This is a genomic window from Proteinivorax hydrogeniformans (assembly GCF_040515995.1).
Taxonomy (GTDB): domain Bacteria; phylum Bacillota; class Proteinivoracia; order Proteinivoracales; family Proteinivoracaceae; genus Proteinivorax; species Proteinivorax hydrogeniformans.
On record NZ_CP159485.1, the window covers coordinates 581611 to 594641 of the forward strand.

Sequence of the window (13031 nt, forward strand, 5' to 3'; positions counted from 1 at the left end):
CTTTTTAGGAGGTGATATGTTATGGTCAGTAGTTTTAAAAACAAAAGAGTGTTAATAACAGGGGCAAGTGGATTTATAGGATCACATATGGTAAGAAGAATGGTAAAGGAAGGGGCCAAGGTATTTATACTAGCTAGGCAAGATTCTGATTTATGGAGAATTTCCTATTTAAAAGACTCTGTTGAAGTTTATACCTGTGATATTCGTAATGCATTACAGGTGGATATTTGTATCAATAAAATTAAACCAGACTATGTTTTTCATATGGCAGCTTATGGTGTTGATTCTAGGCAAAAGGACTACCTTGTTGCAGCTTATACAAATATTATAGGTACAGTGAATCTTTTAAACTCTTTAAAAGCTGTGGGTTGTACTAAATTTTTAAACGCTGGCACCTGCATGGAGTATGGTGACAAAGACAAGCCGATAAAGGAGTATGAACCATTAGAGCCATTAAACATCTATGGCAGCACCAAAGCCTCTGCTGGCATCTTAGCCCACCAGATTGCTGCAGAAAATAACATCGACATCGTTACTCTCCGGGCCTTTGGAATTTTTGGCGAAGCAGAAGGGAGCCATAAATTTTTCCCTCATATAATACTATCAATATTAAATGGCAAAGATGTCGAACTAACGTCTTGTGAACAGTATCGTGATTACTGCTATATTGATAACATCATAGATGGATTTGTGTTAGCTGCCTTAAATAATGAAGCAAAAAATGAAATCTTCAATATTGGTAGCGGAAATATTAGCCCCCTTAAAGACTATGTCAATTTGATATTTAGTCATATGGGTGCTAAAACAGAGCCAGCCTTTGGAGTTGTCCCACATCGCTCTAGGGATGTATGGAGACCGCAACCAGACATCACTAAAATTCAAACTAAGCTAAAGTGGGAACCTAAAGTTAGCCTTGAAGATGGTTTAGCGATCACAATTAATTGGTTTAAGCAAAACAAAGCAAAATACGAAGATGCAGGGAGATGAAAACGTTGAAAGTAAATCATATCGTCCAAGAGGACCTAGAAAAAATTTATAATGACATTAAAGGTTTGTTAGATGGCGTAGAAGGAAGTACTTGGCTTATCAGCGGCGGGGCCGGTTTTTTAGGTAGCTACTTTTTAGATCTGCTTAATTATTGTAATGAAAACGTCTTTAGTAGGCCATGTAAAGTTTATTGTGTTGAAAATTTTGCTTCCTCAACTCCTGAAAGAATCAAGCACCTAGAAAATAATAAAGACATTGAAATTATAAACCAAGATATTACAAAGCCTTTTAATTACTCCTTAAGTAATAACATTGATTATATAGTCCATGCTGCAAATATAGCCTCACCTACCTTTTACAGAAAGCATCCCATTGAAACAATAGAGGCTAACGTAGTAGGGCTGAAAAACTTATTAGATTTAGGGATTAAAAATAACCTCAAAAGCTTTTTGTTTTTTTCTACAAGCGAGATTTACGGAGATCCTACACCTGAAAACATCCCAACACCAGAACACTATAATGGAAATGTATCATGTACCGGTCCAAGAGCTTGCTATGACGAATCAAAAAGACTTGGGGAAACGCTGGCAATAAATTATTACCGTCAGCACTTACTACCAGTAAAAATAGTAAGGCCTTTTAACGTCTATGGTCCCGGTCTTAGATTAGAAGATAAAAGAGTTATCCCAGATTTTTGTAAAGATGCATTAACTGAACAAAAGATATCTATATTGAGTGATGGCACACCTTCAAGAAGTTTTTGTTATGTTAGCGATGCCATTGCAGGCTTTCTGAAAGTGCTACTTTCAGACTATAATGGCGAGCCTTTTAATATCGGAAATGATAAGTTAGAACTTAACATGATTAGTCTAGCTAATAAAATTTCTGAAGTAGTTGGTAATGTAGAACTGATTTATAATAAAAGTGAAGATGGGGATTACCTGATTGATAACCCCCAAAGACGGTGCCCGGATTTAACAAAGGCTAAAAACTTGTTGGGCTATCAACCAAGGGTAGATCTAAAAGAAGGATTAGACAGAACGATTAGATGGTACAAAGAGATCTACAACCTGTAAGGAGTTGAAAGTTATGAAAATTACTGTAGTGGGTACAGGTTATGTGGGCCTTGTTACTGGGGTGTGCCTGGCATATAAAGGGCACCATGTGATTTGTATCGATAAAAAGAAGGATATAGTTGAAAAAATCAACAATATGGAAGTGCCAATTTACGAACCAGGTTTAGATAAGCTTTTAAAAGAAGTAATAGCTTCAGGTAGGTTAAAGGCGGCTACAGAACTTGGCAAATCTGTAGCAGAGTCAGAAGTATCCATTATAGCAGTAGGCACCCCTTTTAAAGGAGATGAGATTGACTTAACATATATTAAAGCTGCTACAAAGGAAATTGGAACCGCCTTAAAAGAAAGGGATAAATATCACGTAGTATGTGTTAAAAGCACAGTAATACCAACAACTACAGACACACTAGTTAAGAACTATCTTGAAGATAGCTCCGGTAAAAAACTTGGTGAAGATATTGGATTGGCTATGAATCCTGAATTTTTAAGAGAGGGAAAGGCTATGGAAGATTTTATGAATCCAGACAGGATAGTAATCGGTGCTTATGATAAAAATAGCTTTTCTATTATGGAAAAAGTATATAAAGATTATTTTAAAGCTCCCATCATTAGGTGCAACCTAAGGACTGCAGAAATGATTAAATACACTGCTAATGCCCTTTTAGCAACCTTAATATCTTACTCAAATGAAGTTGCCACCATATGTGAAAAAACAGGAGAGATTGATGTTAAAGAGGTGCTAGAAGGAGTTGTCTTAGATAAAAGGTTTAACCCTAGAGTTAATGGCAAGTTAGTAAATCCTGAAATGAACAAATATCTTCAAGCCGGTTGTGGGTTTGGAGGAAGTTGCTTTCCAAAGGATGTAAAAGCTCTCATCTCGTATAGCATAGCAAAAGAGCATATTCCCCGTATCATAGACTCCACTATTGAAGTAAATAAAGAGCAACCATTACGGATTATAAGTCGACTCGAGGATAGTGTTGGTACTTTAGAAGGCAAGAAAGTTGCCGTGTTAGGTCTGGCTTTTAAGCCTGAAACAGACGATGTTAGAGAATCTCCAAGTATTGCAATAATAAAAGAATTATTAGAAAAAAAGGCAAGGGTTCACGGAGTGGATCCTAAAGCAATGGATAATATGAAGAAGATAATTCCTCCCGATAATTCATTAACCTATAGTACAGAATACAAATCTGCTTTAGAAGATGCCGATGCCGTTATCTTGGTTACCTCGTGGCCTGATTTTGTACAAATACCGCCTGAAGATTTTATAAGGTTAATGAAAAAGCCGTTAGTTGTAGATGGTAGAAGGGTATTTGACAAAGCAAGACTAAAAGCAAAGGGGATCCGCTATATAGGAGTAGGGTTAGCCTACTAGTTTTAAAGGAGGTGTATATATGAAAACACCTTGGGAGATTTACACTATTAAGCCTTTTAAAGATTGTCGAGGTAGTTTGAAAAAAGTTATAATGAAAAGTCAAATTGCAAATGAAGAAGAACTTGAGGAAGCTTATTTATTATATAGCAACAGCAAAAGTATAAGGGGAAACCATTATCATAAGAAAACTATTGAGTACTTTACCGTTGTAAGTGGCACAGCAAAATTTGTACTAAAGGACCTAAAAACAGGTGTTGTCGAAGAGGTAGAAGTTTCGGAAAGTGACAATTTGGTGCTAAAAATCCCTCCTTATGTTGTTCATGCCTTTAGAAATGAGAAGGAAAAAACATTAGTAATCCTTGCAATTTCCACTAGGGAGTATCGTAAAGGAGATACGGACTCTTATGAACAGAAAATTTTATAAAAATAATCACCCAAATCTTTGCACCATATTGACAAAAGATTATTTAGTTAAAGGGTTAGCATTATATCATTCCCTAAAAAAACACACCAAAGACTTTCATTTATGGGTTTTATGTGTAGATGAAGTATCCTATGACATTTTGGAGCACATGGAGCTTAAAAATGTTACGTTAGTTAAGTTAAAGAATCTACAGACTCCTAAGTTAAAACAGTTGCAAAAAACTAGAAAGTTAAATGAGTTTTGCTGGACTTTAAAGGCACCTTTTATCCTGTATCTCATAAAAAACAACTACAACCTTGATTCAATAATGTATATTGATGCCGATTTATTTTTCTTTGACGATATTAAACAGTTATACAAAGAGTGGGGGCAATCTTCAATACTCTTAACAAAACTATGGTTATCCCCTGCTTGGAATAGAAGGGTGGGCAGGTATCAAGCAGGCCTAATCGGCTTTAAAAGAGATGCAAACGCCTTTAAATGTCTTAATTGGTGGAACAAAAAGTGTTTAGAATGGTGTTTTGATATAAAAGAAAAGAAACGCTGGGCAGATCAGAAATATTTAGATAAATGGCCCGCTTTAGTGTCAGATATTAAAATAATAAAAAGCTTGGGTATTAACTCAGGGCCTTGGAATGTAAGACGTTTTCCAATCCGCGTAAAAGGGGATGTAATTTACTGTAAAAGTAATAAATTAATTGCTTACCATTACAGTGGATTTGATATATTTAACGAAGGGGAGTTTGAACTTTGCAATAGAAAAAAACTTCCTCGTAAAGCTATAAAACACATCTATGGTCCCTATGCCGAGGAAATTAGTAAAGTAATTAAACTTCTTAAGTCCAAAGATAAAGAGTACTCATATGGCTTTTCTAGCAAACATCAGGATAAGAAGCTTTATAATTATTACTGTTTAGAAAGCAATGATTAATATTAAAAACTAAAACCTCCCCTTGAGAAAACTCTCAAAGGGAGGTTTTTATGTTTGTAACCGGCAGGACTGTAGCAACATATACTATTTATAGTAAATAACATGGAAGGAGCGTTACTAGTGAAGCACTATTACTGTACAACGCTTAGCAAAGATTACTTGTACAAAGGTCTACTACTTTATAAATCATTGGAGAAAGTGGATGATAATTTCCACTTTTACTTTGTTTGTCTTCATGAAGAAACTAAAGAACTACTTTCTAAAATGCACCTTAAAAACGCTACCATCATACCCATATCAGATATAGAGGCGGAAGATAGCCAGCTATTACAAGTAAAGGAAAGCCGAAATGATAAAGAGTACATCTGGACCTCTAAAGCATCCGCTATGTTGTATATATTGCGAAACTTTAAGGGCACAGATCATATCGTATGGTTAGATGGTGACACTTACTTTTTTTCTGACCCTGCCCCTATTTACAAAGAATGGGGAAACTATTCGATTATGCTAACTAAGGAAAGGTGGCGTAAAAGAGATAAAATAAGGGAAAACCAGATCGGAATTTACAACACTGGTTTTATGGGATTTAGGCGAGACAGGCATGGCCTAAAGGCTCTTAATTGGTTTAGAAATAAACTTATCATGTGGTGTTATGACAAAAACAAATTTAAAATCGGCCCTTGGAGCGACCAGGTTTATGTAAATGATTGGCCTGACAGATTTCAAAATGTAGGTGTTATAAAAAATATAGGGGTTAACTTAAATCCCTATATAGTGCAAGGGTGCAAAATTTCTAAAGATAAAGACCATCTCTACGTTAACGATACAAAATTAATTTTTTACCATTACTATGGGTTTAAATATTATGATGGTAACGAATTTGATTTATGTGGCTATGCCCCAAACCTTAAAGATAATGTTTTAAAACTAATATACCTACCATATATCAATGCAGTTAATGATATTACAAAGTTTATAAAAAGTGTGGATTCTAACTTTTTCAAACTCAAAAATCCAAAAGAGTACTATATTAGTCGATACTTTAATCTTACACAAAATCAGAGAGCCAAAGCTAATCATCCCAACCTTTGTGCTATTGTAACGAAAGACTTCGTAGTTAGAGTAGTGACTATGTATAACTCTCTTAAAACCTATACCAAAAGTTTTCATTTATGGATTTTGTGTGTCGACGATATTTCTTATAAAGCTCTAGAAAAAATGAACCTTGATCACGTCACATTAATTACCTTAAAAAATATTGGCACTAAGAAATTAAAAAAGCTTGAAAAAACTAGAAAGCTAAATGAATTTTGCTGGACTTTAAAGGCACCCTTCATCCGCTTTTTAATAAGAAACAACTTTAACATAGATTCAATAATATACCTAGATTCAGATATATTCTTCTTTAAAGATATTAAATCCATCTATGAAGACTGGGGCAGTAAATCAATTTTGATAACAAAGCACTCAGAGCCCAAGGTTGAGAAAAAATACGGAGAGTTTCAAGCTGGCCTTATAGGTTTTAAGAGAAATAAGACAGGGCTTAGATGTCTTAGATGGTGGCAAAAGAAATGTTTTAAGTGGTGTTATGACAACTTTGATGATAAAAGACAGTGGGCTGATCAGAAGTATTTAGAACAATGGCCACGAAAATTCCAAAATGTAAGGATAGCCCAAAATAAAGGAATAAACGCCGGTGAATGGAATGTTCGGTCTTTAACTATAGAAGTTAAAGACAGGAGTGTTTATATAGACGGCGATGAGTTAATTGCATATCACTTCAGCGGTGTTCCTGCAAATGATGAGAAACGTGAGTTATTAAAAAGAAGAGAAACCTCTAAGAAAGTAAAAAAATACATTTATAAAATATATATTGAGGAACTAAAAAAAACTGCTAAAAAGCTAGGCGTTAACAATTAACATCCACTCCCTACCTTATTAAGCTTTATAGGAGGTGGTAGCGCTGTCTACCCATAGACCCTTTAGAAACAAGATGATAGTCAATTATGCTCTTTTAAAAGACCCGCTGACTCAGCAGCATACCCCCAAAACAGTATGGTTTAACAGTGAGAATTTAAAGAAGATGTTAGATGCGTATGACTCAGTCTATATCAAACCAAATAAGGGGAAAAAAGGTAAGGGAATTATTAGGGTAAAAGCCTTTAATTCAGGATATGAAATATCCTGCGATAAAGTAAAAAAAATAGTATCTAAAAATGAACTCAAGTTGGAGCTTAAAAAGTTGATTTCTAACCCTGCAAAATATCTAGTTCAACAGGGGATTGATTTAGCAACCTTTAAAGAGCGTCCCTTTGATTTGCGTATTTTAATGCAAAAACCATATAAATCTTGGCAGGTAAGTCATACAGGAGCTAAGGTAGCTTTAGATAAAGATGCTGCAGTGACTAATCGTTCACAGGGAGCTGAAATTTTTCCCCTTCAAAAAGTGCTGTCAAGTTATGACCAAAAAACAGATTCCATGGCAACTATGAGAGAAATAATAGATTTATCTCATCGAACTTGTTATACACTAGGGGACCACTTTCCTATTAGAGTTATTGGGCTAGATATTGCTGTGGATAAACAAGGTAAACTATGGTTAATTGAAGCTAACACTCTCAACCCAGCTAGTAATTTTGAAAAAGTTAGCGATAAAATTTCTCAAGATAAGTTTGCAAAAGCAAAGAAGGTAATAAAGGGATCACTTTAAACTGAGCACAGATTAAGGAGGTGTAAGAGTGAGCACTCACAAACCATTTAGAGACAAAATGAAAGTTATGACAACTCTCTCCCATGATCCTAATATAAAAAACCACTTACCGGAAACAAAGTGGTTTAGACAAGATAACTTAGTAAAAATGTTAGATAAGTATAAAGCTGCCTATATTAAACCAAACAAAGGAAAGCAAGGACGAAGTATAGTCCGTGTAAAAAACACTAAAGATGGCCATGAGATTTCAAGCGGAAGTGACAGAATTAACATTCCTAGTGAAAGTCTAAAGTCCGAACTAAAAAAAACAATGTCTGATTCTATAAAGTATGTAGTGCAACAAGGGATAGATCTAGCAACGTATAAAGGACGTCCTTTTGATATGCGCATTGTAGCCCAAAAACCATATAATTTTTGGCAAATAAGCTTAACAGGGGCGAAAGTGGCAACATTTAAGGAGGCTGCAGTGACAAATTTAACTAAGGGATCAAAGGCTTATGCACTGCAAGAAATATTGTGTAATTATGACCAGCGACAAGATCCTATGGCAACACTTAGAGAGATAATAGATTTATCACACCAAATTTCCTATATCTTAGGAGAACATTTCCCTCTAAGAATAATCGGGTTAGATATAGCCGTTGATAAAAAAGGAAAGTTATGGTTTATCGAGGCAAATACACAGCCTATAAACTCAATTATAAAAGTCAATGATGTGGAGTCTCAAAAGAAATATCTGAATGCTAAGCAAATAATTAAAGACTCCCTTTAACGTAAATCTCTGTAAAGGAGGTGTGTTTTTGAAATCCCACAAGCCTATACGTGACAAGATGAAGAGAATTGCGGTACTTTCCAAGGACCCTATTTTAAAAAATCACATTCCCGATACAAACTGGTTTAGTCATGAAAACCTTAAACAAATGCTAGATAGCTACAAAACCATTTATATAAAGCCCAACAAAGGAAATAGCGGCAATAAAATTATAAGAATAAAAAGTGTTGAAGGTAGGTATGAAGTCTCTTTCGGTGGCACTAGGCAGTTAGCTTCTATGGACACTCTCAAAATGGAGCTAGACATAATATGCTCAACTAGAAAATATTTCATTCAGGAAGGGATAGATCTAGCCACCTTCAAAGGTCGCCCCTTTGATATGCGTGTAGTAATGCAAAAACCATATAACTCGTGGCAGCTAACACTAACATCGGCTAAGGTAGCAACCAAAAAAAATGCAGCGGTAACTAACGTATCTAAGGGCGCTGAGGATTTTTTATTACAAAAAATACTGTGTAATTATGATCAAAAAAAAGATCCCATGGCTACCTTTAGAGAAATAGTTGATATAGCACATCAGATTTCTTACAGTCTATCTAATAAGTTTCCTCTCAGAATTATTGGCTTAGATTTGGCTATTGATAAAAACAATAAGGTTTGGTTTATAGAAGCTAACACTGTTCCCCTTTGTAAGCAGTGTAAAAAGGTAAATGATAAATCATCTCAAAGGAAATACGTTAAGGCTAAAAAAGTAATACGAGAATCTTTGGAAACCTTTTAATGTTTTAATCATAGCTTTTGACTAGACTTGTCTTAGAAAGGAGGCTTTGACTTGCAAAGAAAAAATACCAGGCCGGTAATGGCAGTTTTAATAAGCAGAAAAACCATGAACAAGTTAGAAAAGGGAAATGCCCACTACCGTTTAGAATATCTTGCTAGGGCTAATAAATATGTAAATATTGATTTATGTTTTTGTTCAATCAACGGAATTAACATGGAAAATCATAAGATTATTGGCATGAGCTTGAGTAATGAAAAAGGTAAATGGGAAGAAAAGCATATTCCTTTTCCAGATGTTTTATATATGAGAGGTGGAGTTGGCGCCAAAAACAAAGGAAAGTTTGGAAAATTTATTGAGTATCTTAAAAAAGAAAACTGTATTTTATTAAACTATCCTAATTTTAATAAACTAGATACCTTCAATAAGTTAAACTCTGAACCTACAACCAAGAGATATTTACCTGATACAATACATTATACTGGGCCAAAAGATTTAGAGAAGATGCTAGCTTTATACGATACTGTATATCTAAAAGCCCATGTAGGTAGAAAGGGTAAAAACGTCTTGAAGGTGAAAAAGACTTCTTTATTTGGATATCAGCTTAGCTACTATCGCTACAACAGTAAGAAAAAAAGAGGTTTACTGGTAAGCAGAAATTATGAAAATATTAAAGCTCTAGTACAGCCGCTATACCGATTTTTTAAAGATAAGCCTTTTATTATCCAAGCTGGTATTGATCTAATTGAGTTTAATGATAGAAAGGTTGATATGAGGGCAGAGATTCAGAGAAATAAATATGGAGAAGTAGAATTATTCGCCATCTCAGCAAGACTAGGCAGCCCAAGAGCACCGATAACAACTCACTCCAATGCACATGAGTTTGAGACCTTTTTGCATAAACAACTTAACTTCTCCCAAGGAAGAGTAGAAAAGCTTAAAAAGAACGTTGAAAACTTTTTACGCAACGTTCATAAAGTTGTAGAAAAGCACTATGGAACCTATGCAGAACTTGGAATAGACTTTGCCATTGATAAAAATGATAGAATATGGTTTATAGAGTGTAACTCTCAGTCCACTAAGGTTTCTGTAGAAAAAGCCTTTAGTAAAGAAAAATACAACCAATCATTTATAAATGTGCTAGAATATGCTAAATACAGATTTGAAAAGGAAAAGCCCACTAGTTAAGCTTCGGTGGGCTTTTAAGGTGTTATAAAATGTTTCGCTTTGCTGTACAAATAGAAAATTTTTTATAGTCTTACTTTCAAAACTTTGATACAATAAAAGATATATCTAGCAAACCAAATATTTAGGGAGTGGGATTAATGACTCAATTGCTACATAATTTTAGTTGTGATGTTCGGGGTGTGGGGCGAAACATTCACCTTTATCTAACTGCGTCTTTTTTTGCCTATTTAGGGATGGGGGCCGGCAATGTTCTGATAAATCTTTATCTGATGAACATGGGTTTTAACGAAGACTTTGTAGGTATATTTCTGTCCGTAAAGCTTATTTCTACTGGAGTTCTGGCTATTCCCAGTGGGATTATAACAAAGAAGATGGGGTACAAATGGAGCTTAAAATTGGCGTTACTGTTAGTGGGAGCAGGTATCTTGTTGCTTACATACTTCCCAATCACTGAAATAGTTCTGCTAAGCGCTCTTTTGTGGGGCCTTGGACTTTCTTTTTTTGCGGTAAGTGCTCCTCCCTTTTTACAAGAGAACTGTCCTCCCAGGTTGAGGCAACAGGCTTTTTCTTACAATTTTTCCGTTATGATGATTTCCATGATGTTTGGAAATCTATTTTCCGGTCTGATGGTGGAAAACTTAGGTTACACTATAGATATTAACTATAGGATAACATTGACTTTTTTTGCAGTTATAACATTGCTAGGGTTAATTCCCCTAACATTTATTAAGGAAAATCTCATTTTAGAAAAGACAAAGTTTTCTAGGCAGATTGAGGATATCAAAAGAGTAGTAGTGGACAATAAAAGTATAGGCAAACTATTATTATGTCATGGAATGATAGGCTTTGGCGCTGGTTTAATTGTTCCACTTTTTAACGTTTTTTTACAGGAATCAGCAGGGGCCTCAGAAGGGCAAATAGGAACCATTTTAGCTTTATCTCAAACTAGCACCGCAGTTGCTGGCTTGTTAACCCCTTGGATAGTGCCCAAGTTAGGTAAGATAAAAACCGTAACCTACCTGCGCATGGCATCCATTCCCTTTCTTATATTGATAGCTTCCGGTAACAGTCTTTATTTTGTTGGCCTTGCTTTTATATTTAGAGGAAGCCTTATGAATATGACTCACCCTGTGGAACTTGAGTTTTCTATGCAATTAGTTAATAAGGAACAACGCCCGTCGTTAAGCGCGCTGCTAAAGACAGTAGAAAGCAGCACTAGAGCATTCAGTGTTGTTCTAGGTGGTTTTTTAATGTCAAATGTTTCATACACCATTTCATACTATCTGACTTGTAGCTTGTACTTGATAACCGCTGTGCTATTTTATTATTGGTTTAAAAACAAGGAAGGTTTACAAAAGGTGGTTGACAACAAATCAGTTAATGTGTAAAATATGGTTAAAGTACCCCTTAGGGGTATAGGAGGTTTTAATAATGATATACGATGTAATCATAGTTGGAGCAGGTCCTGCGGGGTTGACAGCTGCCATTTATGCCGCAAGGGCGGAGTTAAAAACGTTACTTATTGAAAAAAATGCTCCTGGTGGGCAGGCATCAACAACTGATACCATTGAAAACTATCCTGGTATAGAAACAGTTTCTGGTCCTGATTTAGCGATGAACATGTACACACAGGCTACTAACTTAGGGGTTGAGCTTTCCATGGATGAAATTATCGACATGGAGCTAAACGGTGATATCAAAACCATTACCACAGATTCTGGAACTTTAAAGGCCAAAACGGTCATTTGGGCAACAGGTGTGCAGCCTAGAAAGATTGGTGTGTCAGGAGAACAGCGATTTACAAGTCGAGGTGTATCCTATTGCGCCACCTGTGATGGTGCTTTATACAAAAATAAGGTCGTAGCAGTAGTAGGTGGCGGAGATTCAGCCGTCGAAGAGGCTATTTTCTTGACACGTTTTGCAAAAAAGGTTTATGTGATTCATCGAAGAGATCAGCTTAGAGCTACTAAGTTTGTCCAAAAAAAGGCGTTTGAGAACAAAAAAATTGAGTTTATTTATGATAGTATCGTTAAAGAAATAACAGGTAATAATAATGTAGAGCAGTTAAAGTATGAAAATGTTAACACAAATGAAAGAAATTCCTTAGATGTGGATGGAATCTTTGTTTATATAGGTAACATACCAAACACTGGTTTATTAAAAGGGAAAGTTAATTTAGATTCCCAAGGTTATGTGGATGTCAAAAATGGTGTAGAGACCAATATAGACGGTGTCTTTTCTGCCGGGGATGTCAATGTTAAATACCTAAGACAGGTTGTTACAGCTACTGCTGATGGTGCTGTGGCAGCCGTTAAGGCACAACACTATATAGAATTTTTTAATAAGGAGGCAAAATAATGTCTGTAGAAAATGTAAAGAGTTCAAATTTTGATCAAGAAGTTCTTCAAAACGATAAGCCGGTACTAGTGGATTTTTATGCTGACTGGTGTGGCCCTTGTAAGATGTTAGCGCCAGTTATTGATGAGGTTGCTACCGAATATGAAGGGAAAGTTAAGATTGTCAAAGTTAACGTTGATGAAAATCAAGACCTAGCTGGAGAATATGGTGTTATGAGCATACCAACTCTTGTATTTTTCAAAAATGGGGAAGCTGTAGATAACGTTGGCGGATTCATGCCTAAAAAACAATTAACAGCTAAAATAGAAGAAAACATTTAATAAAAAAGCTGGCATAGTGCCAGCTTTTTTTAATTGTTCAATAAAGTCTTACGTACAGCTATAAATGCAAACTTTTTGGGAAATATATGTTAATGTATTAAAAAAAAAATGA

Annotated in this window: 13 protein-coding genes; all 13 read left to right on the top strand. The window is 35.3% G+C overall.

Features of this window, described 5'->3' with window-relative positions; all coding sequences use genetic code 11:
• Positions 1-21: 21 nt before the first annotated feature.
• A complete protein-coding gene (locus PRVXH_RS02800) occupies positions 22-987 on the top strand; it encodes an SDR family NAD(P)-dependent oxidoreductase (RefSeq protein ID WP_353893797.1) in 966 nt (321 codons plus the stop codon).
• A gap of 5 nt (positions 988-992) precedes the next feature.
• Positions 993-2063 carry an NAD-dependent epimerase/dehydratase family protein gene (locus PRVXH_RS02805; RefSeq protein ID WP_353893798.1) on the top strand — a complete coding sequence of 357 codons (1071 nt, stop codon included), beginning with the start codon at positions 993-995 and terminating at the stop codon, positions 2061-2063.
• A 13-nt stretch (positions 2064-2076) separates the two neighbouring features.
• Positions 2077-3438, top strand: a complete 1362-nt coding sequence (locus PRVXH_RS02810; RefSeq protein WP_353893799.1) for a UDP-glucose/GDP-mannose dehydrogenase family protein — start codon at positions 2077-2079, stop codon at positions 3436-3438.
• 19 nt (positions 3439-3457) lie between these two features.
• Positions 3458-3862, top strand: a complete 405-nt coding sequence (locus tag PRVXH_RS02815) for a WxcM-like domain-containing protein (protein ID WP_353893800.1) — start codon at positions 3458-3460, stop codon at positions 3860-3862.
• Positions 3843-4793: a glycosyltransferase gene (locus PRVXH_RS02820; RefSeq protein ID WP_353893801.1), complete on the top strand. Its 951-nt coding sequence runs from the start codon at positions 3843-3845 to the stop codon at positions 4791-4793. The genes PRVXH_RS02815 and PRVXH_RS02820 overlap by 20 nt, the downstream gene beginning before the upstream one ends.
• 120 nt (positions 4794-4913) lie before the next feature.
• Entirely contained in the window at positions 4914-6713 is a 1800-nt protein-coding gene (locus PRVXH_RS02825; RefSeq protein ID WP_353893802.1) for a glycosyltransferase, read from the top strand.
• Positions 6714-6747: 34 nt separating this feature from the next.
• Positions 6748-7503 (top strand): YheC/YheD family protein, encoded by a 756-nt coding sequence (locus PRVXH_RS02830; protein WP_353893803.1) that lies wholly within the window; start codon positions 6748-6750, stop codon positions 7501-7503.
• A 28-nt stretch (positions 7504-7531) separates the two neighbouring features.
• Positions 7532-8275: a YheC/YheD family protein gene (locus PRVXH_RS02835; protein ID WP_353893804.1), complete on the top strand. Its 744-nt coding sequence runs from the start codon at positions 7532-7534 to the stop codon at positions 8273-8275.
• Positions 8276-8303: 28 nt separating this feature from the next.
• Positions 8304-9056, top strand: a complete 753-nt coding sequence (locus PRVXH_RS02840) for a YheC/YheD family protein (protein ID WP_353893805.1) — start codon at positions 8304-8306, stop codon at positions 9054-9056.
• Positions 9057-9107: 51 nt separating this feature from the next.
• Entirely contained in the window at positions 9108-10241 is a 1134-nt protein-coding gene (locus tag PRVXH_RS02845; protein WP_353893806.1) for a YheC/YheD family protein, read from the top strand.
• A 137-nt stretch (positions 10242-10378) separates the two neighbouring features.
• Positions 10379-11629, top strand: a complete 1251-nt coding sequence (locus PRVXH_RS02850) for an MFS transporter (protein ID WP_353893807.1) — start codon at positions 10379-10381, stop codon at positions 11627-11629.
• 43 nt (positions 11630-11672) lie between these two features.
• The gene (trxB, locus tag PRVXH_RS02855) at positions 11673-12599 is read left to right on the top strand and encodes a thioredoxin-disulfide reductase (RefSeq protein ID WP_353893808.1); all 927 of its coding nucleotides are present in this window, start codon (positions 11673-11675) and stop codon (positions 12597-12599) included.
• Positions 12599-12919 (top strand): thioredoxin, encoded by a 321-nt coding sequence (gene trxA / locus PRVXH_RS02860; protein WP_353893809.1) that lies wholly within the window; start codon positions 12599-12601, stop codon positions 12917-12919. Before trxB ends, trxA begins: the two co-directional genes overlap by 1 nt.
• Positions 12920-13031 lie beyond the last annotated feature (112 nt).

Coding starts and splice junctions, on each gene's coding strand:
- PRVXH_RS02810 (WP_353893799.1), top strand. CDS start 2,077: ATGAAAATTACTGTAGTGGGTACAGGTTATGTGGGCCTTGTTACTGGG.
- PRVXH_RS02815 (WP_353893800.1), top strand. CDS start 3,458: ATGAAAACACCTTGGGAGATTTACACTATTAAGCCTTTTAAAGATTGT.
- trxB (WP_353893808.1), top strand. CDS start 11,673: ATGATATACGATGTAATCATAGTTGGAGCAGGTCCTGCGGGGTTGACA.
- PRVXH_RS02850 (WP_353893807.1), top strand. CDS start 10,379: ATGACTCAATTGCTACATAATTTTAGTTGTGATGTTCGGGGTGTGGGG.
- trxA (WP_353893809.1), top strand. CDS start 12,599: ATGTCTGTAGAAAATGTAAAGAGTTCAAATTTTGATCAAGAAGTTCTT.
- PRVXH_RS02800 (WP_353893797.1), top strand. CDS start 22: ATGGTCAGTAGTTTTAAAAACAAAAGAGTGTTAATAACAGGGGCAAGT.
- PRVXH_RS02820 (WP_353893801.1), top strand. CDS start 3,843: ATGAACAGAAAATTTTATAAAAATAATCACCCAAATCTTTGCACCATA.